Source organism: Streptomyces sp. NPDC093544, assembly GCF_040683495.1.
Classification (GTDB): Bacteria; Actinomycetota; Actinomycetes; order Streptomycetales; family Streptomycetaceae; genus Streptomyces.
This window is the reverse complement of the sequence record NZ_JBFBEA010000019.1, coordinates 171207-190679: the sequence shown is the minus strand read 5'-3', so window position 1 is coordinate 190679 and position 19473 is coordinate 171207. Positions and strand designations below refer to the sequence as shown.

Annotated in this window: 17 protein-coding genes and 1 pseudogene; 6 read left to right on the top strand and 12 right to left on the bottom strand. The window is 70.1% G+C overall.

Annotation, left to right across the window (positions count from 1 at the left end; all coding sequences use genetic code 11):
* The 9 genes from AB0N66_RS28225 to AB0N66_RS28185 form a co-directional block, all read right to left on the bottom strand.
* On the bottom strand, nt 1–1293 hold the full coding sequence (locus AB0N66_RS28225; protein ID WP_365440151.1) for a Gfo/Idh/MocA family oxidoreductase: 1293 nt from the start codon (nt 1291–1293) through the stop codon (nt 1–3).
* Between the two features lie 187 nt (nt 1294–1480).
* Nucleotides 1481–2518 (bottom strand): substrate-binding domain-containing protein, encoded by a 1038-nt coding sequence (locus AB0N66_RS28220; RefSeq protein ID WP_365440149.1) that lies wholly within the window; start codon nt 2516–2518, stop codon nt 1481–1483.
* Nucleotides 2519–2535: 17 nt separating this feature from the next.
* The gene (locus AB0N66_RS28215) at nt 2536–3558 is read right to left on the bottom strand and encodes an ABC transporter permease (RefSeq protein WP_365440148.1); all 1023 of its coding nucleotides are present in this window, start codon (nt 3556–3558) and stop codon (nt 2536–2538) included.
* Nucleotides 3555–5072 (bottom strand): sugar ABC transporter ATP-binding protein, encoded by a 1518-nt coding sequence (locus tag AB0N66_RS28210; protein WP_365440146.1) that lies wholly within the window; start codon nt 5070–5072, stop codon nt 3555–3557. Before AB0N66_RS28210 ends, AB0N66_RS28215 begins: the two co-directional genes overlap by 4 nt.
* Nucleotides 5073–5212: 140 nt before the next feature.
* Nucleotides 5213–6394, bottom strand: a complete 1182-nt coding sequence (locus AB0N66_RS28205; protein ID WP_365440199.1) for an ROK family transcriptional regulator — start codon at nt 6392–6394, stop codon at nt 5213–5215.
* Nucleotides 6395–6638: 244 nt separating this feature from the next.
* A complete protein-coding gene (locus AB0N66_RS28200) occupies nt 6639–7313 on the bottom strand; it encodes a GntR family transcriptional regulator (RefSeq protein ID WP_365440197.1) in 675 nt (224 codons plus the stop codon).
* Nucleotides 7314–7448: 135 nt separating this feature from the next.
* Nucleotides 7449–8387 carry a beta-ketoacyl-ACP synthase III gene (locus AB0N66_RS28195; protein ID WP_365440144.1) on the bottom strand — a complete coding sequence of 313 codons (939 nt, stop codon included), beginning with the start codon at nt 8385–8387 and terminating at the stop codon, nt 7449–7451.
* A gap of 138 nt (nt 8388–8525) precedes the next feature.
* Nucleotides 8526–8675, bottom strand: a complete 150-nt coding sequence (locus AB0N66_RS28190) for a hypothetical protein (RefSeq protein ID WP_365440142.1) — start codon at nt 8673–8675, stop codon at nt 8526–8528.
* Complete coding sequence (locus AB0N66_RS28185; RefSeq protein WP_365440140.1) at nt 8653–9975, bottom strand: OFA family MFS transporter; 1323 nt, start codon at nt 9973–9975, stop codon at nt 8653–8655. Before AB0N66_RS28185 ends, AB0N66_RS28190 begins: the two co-directional genes overlap by 23 nt.
* A gap of 333 nt (nt 9976–10308) precedes the next feature.
* On the opposite strand from AB0N66_RS28185, the gene AB0N66_RS28180 reads away from it, so the two are divergent.
* From AB0N66_RS28180 to fdhD, 3 genes and pseudogenes are all read left to right on the top strand, one after another.
* A complete protein-coding gene (locus AB0N66_RS28180; protein ID WP_365440138.1) occupies nt 10309–11280 on the top strand; it encodes a 2-dehydropantoate 2-reductase in 972 nt (323 codons plus the stop codon).
* A 47-nt stretch (nt 11281–11327) separates the two neighbouring features.
* A pseudogene (locus tag AB0N66_RS28175) lies at nt 11328–12098 on the top strand (molybdopterin dinucleotide binding domain-containing protein); the annotation flags it as partial.
* Nucleotides 12099–12231: 133 nt separating this feature from the next.
* Nucleotides 12232–13080, top strand: a complete 849-nt coding sequence (gene fdhD, locus AB0N66_RS28170) for a formate dehydrogenase accessory sulfurtransferase FdhD (RefSeq protein ID WP_365440136.1) — start codon at nt 12232–12234, stop codon at nt 13078–13080.
* Between the two features lie 91 nt (nt 13081–13171).
* Here fdhD and AB0N66_RS28165 read toward each other — a convergent pair whose 3' ends face one another.
* Nucleotides 13172–13714, bottom strand: a complete 543-nt coding sequence (locus AB0N66_RS28165) for an isochorismatase family protein (protein WP_365440134.1) — start codon at nt 13712–13714, stop codon at nt 13172–13174.
* Between the two features lie 19 nt (nt 13715–13733).
* On the bottom strand, nt 13734–14168 hold the full coding sequence (locus tag AB0N66_RS28160) for a MarR family transcriptional regulator (protein ID WP_365440132.1): 435 nt from the start codon (nt 14166–14168) through the stop codon (nt 13734–13736).
* 187 nt (nt 14169–14355) lie between these two features.
* Between AB0N66_RS28160 and AB0N66_RS28155 the strand changes: the two genes are divergently transcribed.
* Together AB0N66_RS28155 and AB0N66_RS28150 are read left to right on the top strand one after the other, a co-directional pair.
* On the top strand, nt 14356–16236 hold the full coding sequence (locus AB0N66_RS28155; protein WP_365440130.1) for a sialidase family protein: 1881 nt from the start codon (nt 14356–14358) through the stop codon (nt 16234–16236).
* 10 nt (nt 16237–16246) lie between these two features.
* A complete protein-coding gene (locus AB0N66_RS28150; RefSeq protein ID WP_365440128.1) occupies nt 16247–17482 on the top strand; it encodes a DUF4185 domain-containing protein in 1236 nt (411 codons plus the stop codon).
* On the opposite strand, the gene AB0N66_RS28145 is transcribed toward AB0N66_RS28150, so the two are convergent.
* The gene (locus AB0N66_RS28145; RefSeq protein WP_365440126.1) at nt 17418–18452 is read right to left on the bottom strand and encodes a bile acid:sodium symporter family protein; all 1035 of its coding nucleotides are present in this window, start codon (nt 18450–18452) and stop codon (nt 17418–17420) included. The genes AB0N66_RS28150 and AB0N66_RS28145 overlap by 65 nt on opposite strands.
* 147 nt (nt 18453–18599) lie before the next feature.
* Between AB0N66_RS28145 and AB0N66_RS28140 the strand changes: the two genes are divergently transcribed.
* The gene (locus AB0N66_RS28140; protein ID WP_365440124.1) at nt 18600–19463 is read left to right on the top strand and encodes a LysR substrate-binding domain-containing protein; all 864 of its coding nucleotides are present in this window, start codon (nt 18600–18602) and stop codon (nt 19461–19463) included.
* The last annotated feature ends 10 nt before the right edge of the window (nt 19464–19473 follow it).

Genomic DNA, 19473 nt, shown 5'->3' with positions numbered 1-19473 from the left:
TTAAAGGCCTCCTCGAACCGCTACGGGCGTATGGACCGCAATGGGCGTATGGACCGCTACGGGTGTGTAGACGGAGTTCTTCTCGGCGCTCTCCTCCACCGCCGCCAGCACGCGCTGCACCTGCAGCCCGTCGGCGAAGGACGGCACGGGGCGCCGGCCGGCCGCGATGGCCTGCACCAGGTCGCGGGCCTGATGCACGAAGGTGTGCTCGTAGCCGAGGCCGTGGCCCGGCGGCCACCAGGCGTCCAGGTAGGGGTGATCGGGCTCGGTGACCAAGATGCGGCGGAAGCCCGCGTGCGCGCCGGGTTCGGTGTGGTCGTAGTAGGAGAGTTCGTTGAGGCGTTCCAAATCGAAGGCCAACGAGCCGCGCTCGCCGTTGAGTTCGATGTGCAGCGCGTTCTTGCGGCCGGTCGCGAACCGGGTGGCCTCGAAGGAGGCGAGGGCGCCGGAGGCGAAGCGGCCTGTGAAGAGGGCGGCGTCGTCGACGGTGACCGTTCCGACGCCACCATCGGTTTCCGATGCCGCTGACAAGCCGCTCGTCGTCCCGTCGGGCAGCGGCCGCTCCCGTACGAACGTCTCGGTGAGCGCGGAGACCCCGACGACCGGCTGCCCCGCCAGATACTGCGCGAGGTCGATGATGTGCGCCCCCAGATCCCCGAGCGCGCCCGAGCCCGCGACCTCCTTGCGCAGCCGCCAGGTGAGCGGGAACTCCGGGTCCACCAGCCAATCCTGAAGGTACGTCACCCGCACGTGCCGCAAAGCGCCCAGCCGCCCCTCGGCGACCATCGAGCGCGCCAGCGACGTCGCGGGCACCCGGCGGTAGTTGAAGCCGACCATGGCCAACTGACCGCGCTGTTCGGCCGCTTCGGCGGCCTCCACCATCGCCTCGGCCTCGGCGACCGTGTTCGCGAGGGGCTTCTCGCACAGCACGTGCTTGCCGGCCTCCAGGGCGGCGATGGCGATCTCGGCGTGGGTGTCGCCGGGGCTGCAGATGTCGACGAGGTCGACGTCGTCCCGGGCGATCAGGGCACGCCAGTCGGTCTCGGCCGCCGCCCAGCCCTGCCGGTCCGCCATGGCCCGCACGGCTTCGCCGTCCCGGCCGCAGACGGCGGCGAGGATCGGTCGGCGCGGCAGGTCGAAGACGTGGCCCACGGTGCGCCAGCCCTGCGAGTGAGCGGCGCCCATGAAGGCGTAACCGATCATGCCCACGCCCAATGGCGGCTTCGCAGCTTCGGCCTCCGCCGGCGCCCCGGCGGCTGCCTCGACCTCGTCGCCCTGGTGCGGCTGTCCCATGCGGATGTCCTCCTCGTGGTCGTGACGCGGTGGGGGGTGGGAGCCTGATCCCTGGGCCGGACCCCGGAAGCCTGAACTCTGGGCCGGACCCCGGAAGCCTGAACTCTGGACCAGGCCCCGGAGGCCTGATCCGAGCGCCAGGCCCCGGAATCCTGCTCCATGGGCCGGGCCCCTGGAGCCGGCCGCCTCACTTGAAGCCGGTGGACATGTACTGAGCGACGTTCTCCTTGTCGACGACGGCCGAGTAGAGCGTCAGTGAGGCCGGGATCTCGAACTCGGAGAGGCCGCCGATGCCCTTGCTCTGGCCGAGCGCGCGGGCGAGGTCGATGGCGGAGGCGGCCATGGTCGGCGGGTAGAGGACGGTGGCCTTGAGGACGCCGTCGTCCGCCTCGATGGCCTGCATGGCGGAGAGCGCGCCCGCGCCGCCGACCATCAGGAAGTCGTCCCGGCCCGCCTGCTCGATGGCGCGCAGGGCGCCGACTCCCTGATCGTCGTCGTGGTTCCACAGCGCGTCGAAGTCCGACTGGGCCTGTAGGAGTTGGGACATCTTCGCCTGTCCCGACTCGACGGTGAACTCGGCGGCCTGCCGGGCGACCTTCTTGATGTTCGGGTAGTTCTTCAGGGCCGCGTCGAAGCCCTGGGTGCGCTGCTGGGTCAGCTCCAGGTTGTCGAGCCCGGCGAGCTCGATGACCTTGGCACCCTGCTTGTCCTTGAGTTTCTCGCCGATGTAGTTGCCGGCGTTGAGGCCCATGCCGTAGTTGTCACCACCTATCCAACAGCGGTACGCCTGAGGGGAGTTGAAGATCCGGTCGAGGTTGACGACCGGGATCCCCGCGCGCATGGCCTTGAGGCCCACCTGGGTGAGCGCCTTGCCGTCGGCAGGCAGTATGACCAGGACGTCGACCTTCTTGTTGATCAGGGTCTCGATCTGGCCGATCTGGGCCGCCGTGTCGTTGGAGCCCTCGGTGATCTCCAGCGTCACGTCCGAGTACTTCCCGGCGCGGTTCTTGGCGTTGTCGTTGATCGCGTTGAGCCAGCCGTGGTCGGCCTGTGGCCCGGCGAAACCGATCGTTACTTCCTTGCCTGGTGTGTCGGAGGCGGCCGGCTGGTCGTTCGCCGCGGTGTCGTCGTCGGATTCGTTGCTGGTACAGCCGGCGAGCAGGACGCCGGCCCCGACGGCGGCGGTCCCGAAGAGCAGTCCCCTGCGGCTCGTGAGCTCTGGCATGGCGGTGGACCCTTCCCTCAAGTCGTGCTTGCGGTACGGCGCTGGACGAGCACGGCGGCCACGATGATCGCGCCCTTGGCGATCTGCTGGACGTCGCTCTGCAGGTTGTTGAGCGCGAAGATGTTGGTGATCGTGGTGAAGATCAGGACGCCGAGCACCGAGCCGACGATGGTGCCGCGGCCCCCGCTGAGCAGGGTGCCGCCGATGATCGCGGCCGCGATGGCGTCGAGTTCGTAGAGGTTTCCGTTGGTGTTCTGGCCCGATCCGGACAGGATGATCAGCAGGAACGCGGCGATGCCGCAGCACAGTCCGGAGAGCAGATACAGGTACAGCCGCTGCCGTCGTACGTCGATGCCGGCGAGCCGCGCCGCCTCCGCGTTGCCGCCGACCGCGACCGTGCGGCGGCCGAAGGTGGTGCGGTTGAGCAGCAGCCAGCCGATGATCGTGACGACGGCGAAGACCATGACGAGCGGCGGTACGCCGAGCACGTACGAGTCGCGCTCGCCGAGCTTCAATATGCCGTCGATGCTGACGATCTGGGTTTTTCCGTCGGTGATCTGGAGTGCCAGTCCGCGGGCCGAGGCGAGCATGGCCAGCGTCGCGATGAACGGGACCATCGCGCCGTACGCGATGAGAAGTCCGTTGACCAGACCGCAGCCGACGCCGACGAGCACGGCCGTGAAGAGGACGCCCGCGAAGCCGAAGTCCTGGGTGGCGACCGTTGTCGCCCACACCGAGGAGAGGGCGACGATCGCGCCGACCGACAGGTCGATGCCGCCGGAGGTGATGACGAAGGTCATGCCGACGGTGACGACGCCGATCACCGAGGCCTGGGTGAGGACGAGTTGGAGGTTGCGGGTGTCGAGGAACTCGTCGGGTTTGGTGATGCCGCCGATGAGGATCAGGGCGGCAAGCACCCCGAGGAGGGAGAGCGTACGGACGTCGGCTCGGGCCGCGACCGTCCGCCATGGGCTTGTCCGGTCCACCGGCGAGACCTTGCGGGTGTCACCGGGCCTGGGAGGTGACGCTGGCTGCGTCATGACGTTGACGTTCCTTCCATGACGAGGTCAAGGACGCGGTGTTCGTCGAGCTCGCGGGCGGGGGCCGTGTGGACGACCCGCCCCTCGCGCAGGACGAGCACCCGGTCGGCGAGGCCGAGCACTTCGGGCACTTCACTGGAGACCAGCAGGACGGCGAGCCCCTCGTCGGCCAGTCGCCGAATGACGGCGTAGAGCTCGGCGCGGGCACCGACGTCGACACCTCGGGTCGGCTCGTCGAGCAGCAGGACGCGGCAGCCGCGCAGCAGCCAGCGTGCGAGGACGGCCTTCTGCTGGTTGCCGCCGGACAGCGTACGGATCGGCACGGACGGGTTGTCCGGGCGCAGCGACAGCTCACGGGTCGCCGCCCGCGCCGCGCCGCGCTCGGCGCCCCGGTCGATCCAACCCCCGCGCGAGAAGCGGGACATGGACGACACCGACACATTGCGTGTGACGGACTCCAGCATCAGCAGGGCCTGCGCCTTGCGCTCCTCGGGCGCGAGTCCGAGCCCGGCGCGTACGGCGGCGCGCACGCTGCCGGGTCGCAACGGACGTCCATCGACGAGGACTTGACCTTGCGTCGCCTTGCGCGCTCCGTAGATCGTCTCCAGGATCTCGGAGCGCCCGGAGCCCACGAGCCCGGCCAGTCCGACGATCTCGCCGGGTCGCAGATCGAGGTCGAGGGATTCGAACTCCCCCGCACGGGCCAGGCCTTGGACCTGGAGAACCGGTTCGCCGGGGGGCCGTGTCACGGGCCGGTCCGGGAAGACGTACTCGACATTGCGGCCCGTCATCAGCGCCACGACCTCGCGCGTCGGCGTGGACTTCGCGGGCAGCCCGCCCGCCACCGCGCGGCCGTCCTTCAGTACGGTCACACGGTCGCCGATGCGGCGGATCTCCTCAAGGCGGTGCGAGATGTAGACGACGGCGACGCCGTCGGCGGTGAGGTCTCCGACGATGCGGAAGAGGTTGTCGACCTCGTCGGGGTCGAGGGCCGCGGACGGCTCGTCCATGACGATGAGCCGTACGTCGTGGGAGAGCGCCCGCGCCATGGACACGATCTGCTGCTGGGCGGCCGACAGTTCGCCGACGAGCCGGGCGGGATCGATCTCGGAGTGCCCAAGTCGCTTGAGGAGAGCGGCGGTCGACTCCTTCGCCACTTTTCCTCGTACGACGAATCCGGCGGCCGTGGGTTCATGCCCGAGGTGCACGTTCTCGGCGACCGACAGGCCCTCCACCAGGTCGAGTTCCTGGTAGATGGTGGCGATGCCGAGGCGCATGGCGGCGATCGGCGACCGGAGGGTGACATGGTCGCCGCGCCAGCTGATGGTGCCGTCGTCGGGCTGGTGGGCGCCCGCCAGGACCTTGATCAGCGTGGACTTTCCGGCGCCGTTCTGGCCGAGCAGACAGTGCACCTCGCCGGCCTGGACGTCGAGGTCGACGCCGTCGAGGGCCCGGACTCCGGGGAACGACTTGGTGATGCCGGACATGGTGAGCAGCGGTGGTTCTGATGCCATGACTGTTCCCTTTGGCAGGCGTGCGGGCCGGTTTCAGGGCGGTGCGCGTGCGGAGCAGGCGTGTTTTCGGGCAGGGCAGGGCACAGCAGGGCGCTGTGCTGGTGGTGCGCTGTGCTGGTGGTCCGTTCGACGGACGTGCGTTACGCGGGTGAGAACAGGTGGTCGCTGATGAGCCGGGCCCCGCCGATGACTCCGGCGGTCGGGCCCAACTCGCCCAGCACGATGGGGAGGTTGCCGGTCGCCAGGGGCAGCGACTGGCGGTAGACCTGGGTACGGATCGCGGCGAGCAGGGTGTGGCCGAGACCCGTCACCCCACCGCCGATCACCACCAGGCCCGGATTGAAGAAGCTGACAAGGCCGGCGATGACCTGACCCGTACGGTTGCCGCCCTCGCGGATCAGGTCGAGCGCGGTGGCGTCACCCGCGGCGGCCGCGGCGGCGACATCGACCGCGCTCAGGCTGCCGTTCGTCTCAAGACGGGTCGCGAGATCCGTCGAAAGCCCCTGCTGGGCGGCGTCCGTGGCATCGCGGGCGAGCGCCGCGCCGCTGAAGTGGGCTTCCAGGCAGCCCCGGTTGCCGCAGGCGCACGGGCGGCCGTCGGGTACGGCCTGGATGTGTCCGATGTCGCCCGCGCTTCCTGTCGTACCGCGGTAGACCTCGCCGCCGACGACGATGCCGCAGCCGATACCGGTACCGATCTTGACGCAGAGGAAGTCGCCCACGGAGCGTGCGACGCCCGCGTGCTGCTCCCCCATGGCCATCAGGTTCACGTCGTTGTCGACCATGACCGGGCAGCCGAGATCCTGGCTGAGCGCCTCCCGGACCGGGAAGCCGTCCCAGCCGGGCATGATCGGCGGGGCGACGGGGATGCCCTCGGGGAACCGGACGGGTCCCGGTACGCCGATTCCGGCGCCGTCGAACCCTTCCGCCAGCCCCGAGGCCCTCAACTTGGCCGCCATGGCGAGGACTTGTTCGAAGACCGCGACCGGGCCCTCGCGTACGTCCATCGGCTGGTTGATGTGTCCGAGCACTTCCAGCTCGGCGTTGGTGACGGCCACGTCGATCGAGGTCGCGCCGATGTCGACGCCCAGGAATCGCAGCGCCGGTGCGAGCCGGATGTTGTGGGAGCGACGGCCACCGCGGGAGGCGGCGAGTCCGTCGGCGACCACGAGCCCGGTCTCCAGGAGCCGGTCCACCTCGACGGCCAGCTTCGACCGCGAGAGGTCGACCTGATCGCCCAGCTGGGCACGGGAGTTGGGGCCGCCGTCACGCAACAGCCGCAGCAGCCGCGCCTGGTGCGCGTTGGCGGGTCGTGCCGTCATACGTCTCACGAGCCCCTCCCCGCCTCAATTGGCTTGCGTCCACCGGCTCCGGCCGCTTCGCCGGGCCTGCTTTCGAGTGGAACGTAGCAGCGGCTGCCTGGGGTGGGAAGAAGTCGCGCACAGATTGCTGCCAGCTTTCTCCACTGACAGGACAAAGAAGCGTCCGCGAGCACGCAAGACGGGCCACAGCCGAGGCTGTGACCCGCTTCTTCGGGTGTCCGGGCCGGGACGGGACGCGACCGGGCTACTTCTCCCGCTCGTGGTACATCTTCCGCGTGTGCTCCGTGTGCGTGCGCATGACCTCTGTCGCGCGCTGCTCGTCACGGTCCGCGATCGCCGCTATCAGCTCGCGGTGCTCGATCCAGGACTGACGACCGCGCTGCCGGGCGATCGGTGTGTAGTACCAGCGGACGCGCCGGTCGACCTGCGCGGCCAGCTCGGCGAGGACGGTGTTGCCCGCGAGTTCCATGACCTTCGCGTGGAGCCGGGCGTTCGTCGCGACCGCGGTGTCCACGTCGTCCGCGGCGACCGCCCGCTCACCCTCCGCGCACAGTTCTTCGAGGGTGGCGATGGCCTCGGCACCGGCGTTGGCGGCGGCGAGCCGGGCGGCCTCGGCCTCCAGGAGCGTACGGACCGTCAGGAGCTGGTCCGCCTCCTCCTCCGTCGGCTCGTGCACGAAGGCACCCTGGGCGGGCCGCAGATCGACCCATCCCTCGGTGCTGAGCCGCTGCAAGGCCTCGCGCACGGGCTGCCGGGACACCCCGAGGTGCCCGGCGAGTTCACTCTCGACGAGGTGCTGGCCCGGTGCCAGGGCGCGGGTGGTGATGAGTTCGAGCAGCGCCTCGTAGACGCGGTCGCGCAACGGGCCGGGCCGTTCGAGCTTGGGCACCGCTCCCTGCGGCAGTCCTGTCGACAACATCACGGTCCCCTCCTGGGCAGCGTTGTCGCTGCATTACGAAAGGCAATTATGAATTGTCTTTCGCCTACAGTCTACGGCGCACAAAGGCCAGCAGGCACAGGAGTTGGGCTCGTCACACCATGATGAGCGGGCTGTTCACGGGCAACGCACGACCTGTCCGGCATATGACAAGTTCCCTCCGAAGCCGAACAGTAGTACGGGGTCACCCTTGGAGAGTTCACCGCGCTCCACGAGCTTGGAGAAGGCGAGCGGAATACTCGCCGCCGACGTGTTCCCAGATTCGACGACATCACGCGCGACGACGGCGTTGACCGCGCCGATCTTCTCGGCGAGGGGCTCGATGATGCGCAGGTTCGCCTGGTGCAGGACGAGCCCGGCGAGGTCCTCGGGGGAGAGCCCGGCGCGTTCGCAGGCCTTGCGGGCGATGGCCGGGAGCTGGGTCGTCGCCCAGCGGTAGACGCTCTGCCCCTCCTGTGCGAAGCGCGAGGGCGTCCCCTCGATGCGCACCGCGTTGCCCATCTCCGGCACCGAGCCCCACAGCACCGGGCCGATCCCCGGATCGTCGGACGCCTCGACCACGGCGGCCCCCGCCCCGTCGCCGACGAGCACACAGGTCGTACGGTCGCTCCAGTCCGCCACGGCGGACATCTTGTCGGCGCCGATGACGAGGGCGCGGGTCGCGGCGCCCGCACGCACGGTGTGGTCCGCGGTGGCCAGCGCGTGAGTGAAGCCCGCGCAGACGACGTTGATGTCCATCGCGGCCGGCGAGGGAATGCCGAGCCGGTTGGCGACCCGGGCGGCCATGTTCGGCGAGCGGTCGACGGCCGTGGAGGTGGCGACCAGGACCAGGTCGATGTCGCCGGGTGTCAGGCCCGCAGCGGCGAGCGCCTTGGCGGCGGCGTGCGCGGCCAGCTCGTCGACGGGCTCGTCGGGCCCCGCGATGTGCCGTGTGCGGATGCCCACCCGGCTTCTGATCCACTCGTCGCTGGTGTCGACCATGCCCGCCAGGTCCTCATTGGTGAGTACCTTGGCGGGCTGGTAGTGACCGACGGAGGCAATCCGTGAGCCGTTCATGGGTGGGTCCCCCTCGTTGCCTTGGGTAGCGGGATCCTCCAGTCTGATCAGTGACCCATGGGTACGACGGCAAGTGATGCCACAGGATTGGGGCGCCAGGCTTGTCGGCTTCTGTCAGCCCCTCGGAGGGCCGAACAGTCATCCCGTGAACAGTTGTGTCGCCTTCTGTACGAGTTCGTACACCCCGTAGCCGAGCGGCGCACCCACCCAGAGCCAGGCGAAGGCGATCAGCGCCCGCCGGTCGGGCGGACTGCCACCGGACGTGTCAGGCGGACTGCTGCTGGACATCGGAGGCCTCCCTGGGGGCGGGAATGTGGTGCCGGACGTGGACGGGTCGGACGAGCTCGTTGGCCACGAAACCGACGGCGAGCAGGCCGATCATGATCAGGAACGACAGGCTGTAGAGCGCTGAGCCGTGCTTGCCCGCCTCCTCCTGCCGGTCGGCGATCCAGTTCACGATCAGCGGGCCGAGCACACCCGCCGTGGACCAGGCGGTGAGCAGTCGGCCGTGGATCGCGCCGACCTGGTAGGTGCCGAAGAGGTCCTTCAGATAGGCGGGGATGGTCGCGAAGCCGCCGCCGTAGAAGGAGAGGATCACCAGCGCGCAGAGGATGAAGAGCGGCTTGGACGAGTCGCCCAACCAGGCGATGGTCCCGTACATCAGCGCGCCCACGCCGAGATAGACGCGGTAGATGTTCTTGCGTCCGATCAGGTCGCAGGTCGAGGACCAGCCGATACGGCCCGCCATGTTGGCCGCGGAGAGCAGCGCGACGAATCCGGCGGCGGCCGAGACCGACACCGGTGTGGAGGTGTCCGCGAAGAAGTCCGTGATCATCGGGGCGGCCTTCTCCAGGATGCCGATGCCCGCGGTCACGTTCATGCAGAGGATCACCCACAGGCACCAGAACTGCGGGGTGCGTACGGCGTTCCGGGCGGAGACCTGCACTCCGTCGAGCGAGCTCGGGCCGGCCGCGACGGGCTTCTCGCTGCGCGGTACGCGGACCAGCAGCACGCCGAGCGACATGAAGACGGCGTACGTCAGCCCGTGCACCAGGAACGCGAGCGCGATCCCGGAGGAGTCGGAGCCGAAGGACTCCAGCATCTGCGCGGACCACGGTGAGGCGATCAGCGCGCCGCCGCCGAAGCCCATGATCGCGATGCCGGTGGCCATGCCCGGCCTGTCCGGGAACCACTTGATCAGGGTCGAGACGGGCGAGATGTAGCCGATGCCGAGGCCGATGCCGCCGACGAATCCGTAGCCGAAGACGATCAGCCAGTACTGCTCGGTGGCGGCGCCGAGCGCGGCGATCAGGAAGCCGGAGGAGAAGCAGACGAGGGCGACGGTCATCGCCCAGCGCGGCCCGTTGCGCTCCACGAGCGTGCCGCCGAACGCGGCGGACAGGCCGAGCATGACGATGCCGAGCTGGAAGGGCAGCGCGCTCTGGGTACCGCTGAGGCCGAGCGCTGATTCGAGCGGCGGCTTGAAGACGCTCCAGGCGTAGGCCTGGCCGATGGAAAGGTGGACGGACAGGGCCGCCGGCGGGACGAGCCAGCGGCTCCAGCCTGGAGGTGCGACAGGGGGGCTCATGATCCGAAACGATAGGAAGCGGTTGCTCGTTGGGGAAGCCGCGCGGCAGAAACTCGTCGACCGTATGCGATGAGCGGTAAGCCTGACGCGACGAACGGCGGCCGGGGCCCGACGAACGGTTCAGGCCGACGCGATCACGCCATCGGCTCGGGCGCACGCGACGGTCGGCCCAACTCGGCGGAAGAGCCGCGCAAAAGCCGTGCAAAGGCAGCGTTGTCGGGCCCCCACGTGCTGTCCCAGCCCTTGCCGCCCATCATTCCATCCTGTAGACAATATTTCGTCGACAGAGTTCGGCAGTTCCTCGGTACCCTCGACCGAACGGAGCGCCACACAGTGAAAGTCGCAGTTCTGGGCGCCGGTGCGATCGGCGCCTACGTCGGCGCCGCGCTGCACCGCGCAGGCGCCGATGTGCACCTCGTCGCCCGTGGACCGCATCTCGCGGCCATGAGGCAGCACGGAGTCCGCGTGCTCAGCCCCCGCGGTGACTTCACCGCGCGTGCCCACGCCACCGACGACCCGGCCGACATCGGTCCGGTCGACTACGTCTTCCTGGGTCTCAAAGCCAACTCGTACGCGGCGTGCGGGCCGCTGATCGAGCCACTGCTGCACAAGAACACGGCGGTGATAGCCGCCCAGAACGGCATCCCCTGGTGGTACTTCCACCAGCACGGCGGGCCGCACGACGGCCACCGTGTCGAGAGTGTGGACCCCGACGGCGCGGTCAGTGCGGTGCTCGCGCCCGAACGGGCCATCGGATGCGTTGTGTATGCCGCAACCGAACTGGAAGGGCCGGGAGTTGTACGCCATCTCGAAGGCACCCGGTTCTCCATCGGTGAGCCCGACCGGTCCACCTCCGAGCGCTGTCGGGCGTTCAGCGAGGCCATGCAGGAGGGCGGGCTCAAGTGCCCGGTCGAGCAGGACCTGCGCAACGACATCTGGCTCAAGCTGCTCGGCAACATCTCCTTCAACCCGATCAGCGCGCTGTCCCGGGCGACGATGCGGCAGATGTGCCTGCACGGCGGTACGCGCAAGGTCATCGAGATCATGATGGCCGAGACGCTCGGGGTCGCGGAGGCCCTGGGCTGCAAGGTGGGCATCTCCATCGAACGGCGGCTGGCCGGCGCGGAGCGCGTCGGCGACCACCGGACCTCCACGCTCCAGGACCTGGAGCGCGGCAAACCGCTCGAACTCGACGTGCTGCTCGCGGCCGTCGTGGAGCTGGCGGAGATCACCGAGGTCCCGGTGCCGACACTCCGTACCGTCCACGCCATCTCGGATCTGCTCGCGCTGCGGACCGCGGCATGAGGAGACCCGACCCGCAGCTCCACGCCAGGCCCACCCGTCCACCGGTCCTGGACATCGGCAGCGACATCGCGCTGGCCCACGCGGTCGGCCGCGAGATCATCCGGACGGGGCTGGCCGACCACGACTTCATCGAGCGCGCCACGAGCGGTTTCGAGGAGTACGGACAGCTGGTCGAACCGTGGACACCGTCGCTGGCCGCGAAGGTGACGGGCGTACCGGCTTCCGCCGTACGGCAGTTGGCGCAGTCGTACGCCCGGCAGGACCGGGCGCCCGGCAGCACCGAGCAGCACGAAGGCGACGGCACGGAGCACGCACGCGCGCTGGCCAACCTGTCGCTGCTGACGGGGCACCTGAGCGTGGGCGGCGGTCGCCGGGCGGCCTTCGCGCTCGTCCGGCACGACCCGCCCGTCGACCTGACGGACGAGCGGTACCCCATCCGGCTCACCACGGGTCGTCGTCTCACCGCCACCGCGCGCGGCGGCGGTGCCACGCCGCCGCGGAACCGGAGCGAGTCCATCGAGCTGTGCCCGGAGGACGCGGAACGCTACGGCGTGGCCGTGGGCGAGCAGGTCCGGGTCTCCTCACGGCAGGGCTCGGTGGTGGCGCCGGTATGGGTCGACACCGAGCTGCGGCCCGGACTCGCGTTCATGGCGGCCACGCACGTTCCCGACGAGGTGGACACCGGCCTGCTCACGGCCGGAGCGAACTGCCCCATCGCCGGAACCGCGGAATTCACGGCGTCGGCGATCCGGATCGAAAGGCTGCCTGCCAGGACCGGGCGGCCGGCGGACGAGGGGGTGGAGCGGGCCGCCCCCTGATCGCGCGAGTGCAGGACAATGGCGGGGTGAAGGTCACCTCGCCGTACGACGGTCGTCCTGCGACCACCCACGGCAACCTCCACAGCAAGGGCCGCTTCGGCCACCAGCACGTACAGAACCGGGGCTGATCAACATGGGACGAGTCACGGAACGACGCAAGGTGCTCCGTATCCGCGACGGGGTGGTCTCCACCCGCCCGGACACACTCGTCGCCGAGGAACCCCTGGAGATCCGGCTCAACGGCAAACCCCTCGCCATCACGATGCGCACCCCGGGTGACGACTTCGCGCTGGCGGCGGGCTTCCTCGTCAGCGAGGGGGTGCTGGGCCGGGCGGACGAGCTGCAGAACATCGTGTACTGCGCGGGCGCCACGGTGGACGGCTCCAACACGTACAACATCGTCGACGTGCGGACGGCGCCGGGTCTCGTGATGCCCGACATCACGCTCGAACGCAATGTGTACACGACGTCCTCCTGTGGTCTGTGCGGGAAGGCGAGCCTGGACGCGGTCCGTACGACGGCCCGCTGGACGATCCACGACACTCCCCCGGTACGGCTGGAGCCCGAGCTCCTCGCCCGCCTCCCCGACCGGCTGCGGGCGGCGCAGCAGGTCTTCGACCGGACCGGGGGTCTGCACGCGGCGGCGCTCTTCACCGAGGAGGGCGAGCTCGTCGACGTACGGGAGGACGTGGGCCGGCACAACGCGGTCGACAAACTGGTCGGCCGCGCCCTGCAGAACGGCACGCTGCCGCTGTCCCGGACCGTTCTGCTGGTCTCGGGGCGGGCCTCCTTCGAGCTGGCGCAGAAGGCGGTGATGGCGGGCATTCCGGTGCTCGCGGCGGTTTCGGCCCCGTCGTCCCTCGCGGTCGACCTGGCCGCGGAGACGGGCCTGACGCTGGTCGGGTTCCTGCGTGGCGCCTCCATGAACGTGTACGCGGGCGAGCACCGCATCGCCCTGCAGGCCGCGGCCGCCCAGGGCTGACCCGCTCCCCCGCGTCACGGCGGCGGGGTCTCGACCGGCGGGGAGCGCCCCCTGCGCCGGAGAGGCCCCGCCTCAGCCCTGAGTCCTGTCGTCACACAGCGGTGAAGCGCACCTCGGAAGAGCTCACGACCGTGCCCAGCCGCGGGAAGTTCAGGCCGACCGCCGCCTCGTGCTCGGGTGCTGTGAGGGCTGCCATGGCGTCCTCGACGAAGACGAGGTCGTAGCCGAGGTCGCCGGCCGCGCGGGCGGTGGACTCGACGCCCAGGTTGGTGGCGACGCCGCCGAACACCAGGGTGGTGACGGCGCGTTCGCGCAGCCGCTCGTCGAGCCCGGTGCCCTGGAAGGCGCCGATAGTCCGCTTCACGATCTCCACGTCGCCCTCCGTCGCGAGCCCGGCGACGAGTTCACTGCCGGGCGGCTGCCGGGGAATCCCGGGCCGCTCCACCCGGACGAGCACGACGAGCGCCCCCGCCCTGCGGAACACGGCCGCCAACTCCTCGGCCACCGCGAGCACTTCGGTCCCCTTGCGAGGTGCCAGGGGCAGCCCGACGATGCGGTCCATCAGATCGACGAGCACGAGGGCGGTGTGTGCGGGGTCGAGGGCGAGCCGGGGTTCGGGTTCGGGTGCGTTCATGACGGAACGTTAGCCCGGGTCAGCCGTCCGTACCGGAAATCCGGATCAACAAGCCCATGAACTGCTCCCGTTCGGCCGACGAGAGCGAGGCGAGGAGCTCGTCGTTCGCCTCGCGCGCAGACTTCTCGCAGCGCTTCAGGAGACGGCGCCCCTCCTCGGTGATGGACACCGCGTTCTTGCGGCGGTCCGTGGGGTCCGCCTCCCGGACGACCAGACCGGCGGACTGAAGGTCGTTGAGGACACCGACCAGGTCCTTGGGGTCGAGCCGGATACCGCGCCCCAGCTCCGCCTGGGCGACGGGGCCGAGGTCCGAGACCGCGGAGAGCGCCACGTGGTGCCAGATTTTCATGCCCTCGGCGGCCAGGGCCTCGGCGACGAGCGCGCGGCCGTGGGCGGCGGCCCGGCCGAGGAGCCAGCTGGGGAGAGCACGAATGGCGGACAGAGACGCAGACACACAACCATTCTATCCAATAATCATTGGACATCCCAACGATTCTCTGGATATCGTTGGGACTCCCAACGAACCAACGCCTCGGGAGGACGCTGCGTGACCGCACCGCGGAGCAACCCCGGCACAGCGATAGCCCGGCCCTGACACCTCGTCACCAGATGTCCAGACGCAGAAAGGGCAGGGCCGCACCATGCCGTCGAGTCTCCGTGCTCGTCTCAGATCGACCGTCACCGCCGTGCTCACCACCGCCTCACTGCTCGCGCTGCCGGCCCCGGCCGGAGCCGAACCGGCCAAGGCAGCAGGTGAGTTCGAGCAGCAGGTGCTCTTCAAGGCCTCGCAGGATCCCGGCTATTCCTGCTTCCGCATCCCCGCCGTCGTACGGACGGCCAAGGGCACGCTGCTGGCGTTCGCCGAGGGCCGGGTCCTCAACTGCGGGGACGCGGCCGACATCGACATCGTGGTCAAGCGGTCCACCGACGACGGACGCACCTGGGGCCCCCTTCAGGTCGTCAACGACGGCGACGGCGACACCCACGGCAACCCGGCGCCCGTCGTGGACCGCGAGACCGGCCGCATCCTCCTGGCCGAGACCTACAACACGGGCCGTACCGACAGCGCGAACTGCGCGGTCCCCTGCGACCGCATCCCGCACATGCAGCACAGCGACGACGACGGCCTCACCTGGTCGCAGCCGCGCGACCTGAGCGACGAGCTCCTCCCGGCCCACTGGAACTCCTGGTACGCCACCGGTCCCGTGCACGGCATCCAGCTGACCGCCGGCGAGCACGCGGGACGCCTCGTCCTCGGCGTCAACACCGAGTCGTGGGAGGGAAACCGGCCCACCGCCAACCACGCCGCGCTGATCACCAGTGACGACGGCGGCGACCACTGGGCCATCGGCGCGACGGACTCGTGGCCCATCGCCGACGACGGGACCTTCCGCCAGAAGCCGTCCGAGGTCGCGCTCACGGAGCGCGCGGACGGGTCCGTCCTCGTCAGCGGGCGCGAGCAGGACGGCGCCGACCTCGGGCACCGCACCCAGGCCGTCAGCAGCGACGGCGGCAGCAGCTTCGCGGCGCCCTTCAAGGACATCCCGGATCTCTACGCACCCCAGGTCCAGGGCTCCCTGCTGCGCCTCGGCAACCGGCTGCTGCTCGCCTGCCCCGGCGACCCGGACCGCCGCAGGACGATGATGATCCGCTCCTCGTACGACGACGGCGCCACCTGGGAGAGCGTGGATCGCGGCACGGTCGTCACCAAGGACTGGTCCGGCTACTCGGACATGGTGGAGATCGGCTCCACCACCGTGGGCCTGCTGTACGAGGGCGGCGCGGTCGACGCACGCGACGAGATCCGCTTCGCCCGGTTCACCGAGGACTGGCTGACGCCGAGCCGCGGCGCGGACCCGACGACGGCCGACCTGGCACCGGGCGCCGAGCCCGCCGCGGTCCTCGGCGGCACCAAGGAGACGCCGGGCGTGCTCGGCGGCGCGCTCCAGTTCGACGGCGCCGACGACGCCGTACGACTGCCGTACCGGGAACAACTCCCGCTCGGCACAAAGGCCTTCACCGCCTCCCTGTGGTTCCGCTACACGGCCACCACCGGTGAACAGCCGCTGCTGTGGATGGGCGGGTCCGGCAACTCGCAGCCGCAGGTGTGGCTGCGCGGCGAGCCCGCGTCCGACCGGATCACCGGGCTGATCACCACCCGGGACGGCGCGGCGCCTCCGACCACGACATCCGTACGCACCGCGGGCGCGTACAACGACGGGAAGTGGCACCATCTGGCGCTGCGCCGCGGCGGAGGGCAACTGACGCTGTTCATCGACGGTACGGCGACCAGCTCGGCCGACCTCCCCGGATCGGTCAGCCGGAACTCGGCGTTCGGGGTGCACGTCGGCCAACGGATGGACGGCCGGGCGCACTTCACGGGCGCGATCGACGAGGTCCGGGTCGACGCAAGGGCGTTGAGCGAGGACGAGCTGACCGACCTGCGCACGGACAATTTCCTCCCTGTGACTCAGGACACCGTGCTGTGGCTCCCCATGGACCATGTGAGCGGCGGCCGATAACGTCCCGTGCGTGTCGGACGACGCACGAGCACGACGCCAGAACGGGACCGGGCTCGGCATCCTGCTGGCCCTGGTCTGCGCAGCCGTACTGCTCACCGCCCTCCCGGACGACGACCGGGAGGGCGGCGACGCGTGCACGGCTCGTACGCTCACGTCCTGGACCGCCGAGGAGGAGCTCACGGGCGAGTTCGCCCGGTACGGGGACGACGCCTCGCGCGTCGACGACTGGACCGGCGGCGACGGCACCCATTCGGTGCGGCTGCCGGACGGGCGGCTGCTGTGGCTGTTCTCGGACACCTATCTCGGCCAGGTGTACGCGCCGCCGAACCCGGTGGGCGAGTCCTTCGCCTGGCGCGACGTGTCGACTCCGCTGGTGCGCAACTCGGCCGTGGTGATGTCGGAGTCCGGACGCCTGGAGACCACGCTCCCCGCGCCCGTCTTCCCCGACCCGGCGCCGCAGCAGTGGCGCTGGCCGGTCGCGGCCCGCGTCGAGCCGCGCTCCCCCGGCTCCGCCGAGCAGGTGGTGCGCGTCCTGCTGTGGACCCGTACGGCGGGCCAGGCCCCGTGGATCTACGGCGTGCCCACGGCCACCGAGGTCGCCACGCTCTCTTTGCCGGACCTGCGGCTCGAAGGCATCACGACGATCCTGGACCAGAGTTCCGTCGCGGATCCCTCCCGGAGGGTGCTGTTCGGCACCACGACAGTCGACGCGGGCGAGTGGACGTACGTCTTCGGCGGCGACGACGGACAGGCCGCCTCCCGGCCCGTCTCGCAGGCGTACGTGGCGCGCGTGCCGCGCGGCGGGCTCGCCGAGCCGGGGGCCTGGGAGTACTGGGACGGTGAGCGCTGGGCGGTGCGGGCGACTCCGCGGCCGGTCCTCGGGGACGGGCAGCGCACGGGGGTGGGCAGCGCGTTCAGCGTGGTGCGCGACGACGGGACGTACGTGCTGTTCACGATGGCGGCGGGCGCCGCGGGTCTGACGACGGTCACGTCCTACTGGGCGTGCTCGCCGACGGGCCCCTGGCACGGGCCGACCCGGAGCTTCAGTCCGCAGCTCCCCCAGGGCGAGGTGGCGGCGTACAACCCGCAGGTGCACGCGGAGTTGAGTGACGACGACCGACTGGTGCTCAGCTACGACGTCAACTGGCTGGATGTGACGGGCGCTTCGGCGCAGGCCAACCTCAGCCGGAACGTGTCGCTGTACCGGCCGCGATTCGTGACGCTGCGACTGGGATCCGCTCCCTGACCACCTCGGGATCGCGGGAGCGCCGCTTGGCGATCACCGCGCACACCATCAGCTGCATCTGGTGGAAGAGCATCAGCGGCAGCACGGCGAGCGAGGCGTGCGCGCCGAACAGCACGCTGGCCATGGGGAGTCCGGAGGCGAGGGACTTCTTCGACCCGGCGAACTGGATGGTGATCCGGTCCTCCCGGTTGAAGCCCAGCACCTTCGCGCCGTACCAGGTGACCGTGAGCAGCACGGCCAGCAGCACGGCCTCGACCACAAGCAGCCCGGCCAGCCGGAAGGCACTGACCTGGTGCCAGATACCGTGCACCATGCCCTCGCTGAACGCCGTGTAGACGACGAGGAGGATCGAGCCGCGGTCGATGTATCCGAGGAACTTCTTGTGCCGCGCGATGAAGGTGCCGACCCAGCGCCGCAGCACCTGTCCGGCCACGAACGGCACGAGCAGCTGGAACACGATCTCGACGATCGCGTCCGCGGAGAAGCCGCCGCTGCCGCCGAGCAGAGACGCCGCGAGCAGCGGCGTGACGACGATGCCGGCCAGCGAGGAGAAGGAGCCCGCGCAGATCGCGGCGGGCACGTTGCCGCGCGCCATCGAGGTGAAGGCGATCGACGACTGGATGGTGGAGGGGACGAGCGTGAGGAAGAGGAGGCCTTGGTACAACGGGTCGGTCAGGAACACCGGTACGAGGCCGCGGGCGGCGAGGCCGAGCAGCGGGAACGCCACGAAGGTGCAGACGAGGACGGTGGTGTGCAGCCGCCAGTGGCGCAGTCCGTCCATCGCCTCACGGGTGGAGAGGCGCGCTCCGTAGAGGAAGAAGAGGAAGGCGATGGCGGCCGTCGAAGCGCCCGAGGCGACGTCGGCGCCCGTACCCCGCGCCGGGAGCAGCGCGGCGAGGCCCACTGTTGCGAGCAACAGCAGGATGTACGGGTCGATCGGCATCCAAGTCGGCCACTTCAGGCGTCTCACGGTTCTCCACTGCTCGTTCTGTGTGGGTTTCAGTACGTCATCGTCTGAGGTCGGCTCGTGCCCTCTCCATCGTCCTCTCCCGAGGCGCAATCGGGAATCCTTCATACTGCTCTGACTGTCATCACGTTTCGCGATAACGTCTGGACCATGTACGACCCGTCCCAGCTGCGTACCTTTCTCGCGGTGGCGCAAACGCTGAGCTTCACCCAGGCCGCCCGGCGTCTCGGGCTGCGCCAGTCCACGGTCAGCCAGCACGTACGCCGCCTGGAGGACGCCACCGGACGGCAGTTGTTCACGCGCGACACGCACTCCGTGGAGCTCACGGAGGACGGCGAGGCGATGCTCGGTTTCGCCCGCCGGCTGCTGGACGTGCAGGAGCAGGCGACGGCGTTCTTCACCGGGACCCGGCTGCGCGGCCGGCTGCGCTTCGGCGCCTCCGAGGACTTCGTCCTCACCCGGCTGACGGAGATCCTGGAGGGCTTCAGGTACGACCATCCCGAGGTGGACCTGGAGCTGACCGTCGAACTGTCCGGCACGCTCCACGAACAGCTCGCGGCGGGCAAGCTCGACCTGGTGCTGGCGAAGCGGCGGCCCGAGGACCCACGCGGTGAACTTGTCCGGCACGACCGCCTGGTGTGGATCGGCGCGGAGCGCCTCCGGCTGGACCCAGACCGCCCGGTCCCGCTGATCGTCTACCCGCCGCCGGGCATCACACGGGCGCTGGCACTGGAAGCCCTGGAACGCCAGGGCCGGTCCTGGCGCATCGCGTGCACGAGCGGCAGCCTCAACGGACTCATCGCGGCGGCCAGGGCGGGCCTGGGCGTCATGGCCCACTCACGGGGGCTCATCCCGCCGGGTCTTGTCCGGGTCCCGGAGCGGGCGGGGCTTCCGGAACTGGGCGAGGTCGACTTCGTCCTGCTGCACGGGCGGCGGCGGACGGCGGCACAGGGCGCGGCGGACGCACTGGCGACGGCGATTCTCGGGGGCGGGGACCGGTTGCGACAGGGTTAGGGTCTGCCCC

Coding starts and splice junctions, on each gene's coding strand:
- AB0N66_RS28200 (WP_365440197.1), bottom strand. CDS start 7,313: ATGTTGTCGACAGGACTGCCGCAGGGAGCGGTGCCCAAGCTCGAACGG.
- AB0N66_RS28185 (WP_365440140.1), bottom strand. CDS start 9,975: ATGAGCCCCCCTGTCGCACCTCCAGGCTGGAGCCGCTGGCTCGTCCCG.
- AB0N66_RS28195 (WP_365440144.1), bottom strand. CDS start 8,387: ATGAACGGCTCACGGATTGCCTCCGTCGGTCACTACCAGCCCGCCAAG.
- AB0N66_RS28215 (WP_365440148.1), bottom strand. CDS start 3,558: ATGACGCAGCCAGCGTCACCTCCCAGGCCCGGTGACACCCGCAAGGTC.
- fdhD (WP_365440136.1), top strand. CDS start 12,232: ATGGGACGAGTCACGGAACGACGCAAGGTGCTCCGTATCCGCGACGGG.
- AB0N66_RS28165 (WP_365440134.1), bottom strand. CDS start 13,714: ATGAACGCACCCGAACCCGAACCCCGGCTCGCCCTCGACCCCGCACAC.
- AB0N66_RS28205 (WP_365440199.1), bottom strand. CDS start 6,394: ATGACGGCACGACCCGCCAACGCGCACCAGGCGCGGCTGCTGCGGCTG.
- AB0N66_RS28140 (WP_365440124.1), top strand. CDS start 18,600: ATGTACGACCCGTCCCAGCTGCGTACCTTTCTCGCGGTGGCGCAAACG.
- AB0N66_RS28155 (WP_365440130.1), top strand. CDS start 14,356: ATGCCGTCGAGTCTCCGTGCTCGTCTCAGATCGACCGTCACCGCCGTG.
- AB0N66_RS28220 (WP_365440149.1), bottom strand. CDS start 2,518: ATGCCAGAGCTCACGAGCCGCAGGGGACTGCTCTTCGGGACCGCCGCC.
- AB0N66_RS28210 (WP_365440146.1), bottom strand. CDS start 5,072: ATGGCATCAGAACCACCGCTGCTCACCATGTCCGGCATCACCAAGTCG.
- AB0N66_RS28225 (WP_365440151.1), bottom strand. CDS start 1,293: ATGGGACAGCCGCACCAGGGCGACGAGGTCGAGGCAGCCGCCGGGGCG.
- AB0N66_RS28190 (WP_365440142.1), bottom strand. CDS start 8,675: ATGTCCAGCAGCAGTCCGCCTGACACGTCCGGTGGCAGTCCGCCCGAC.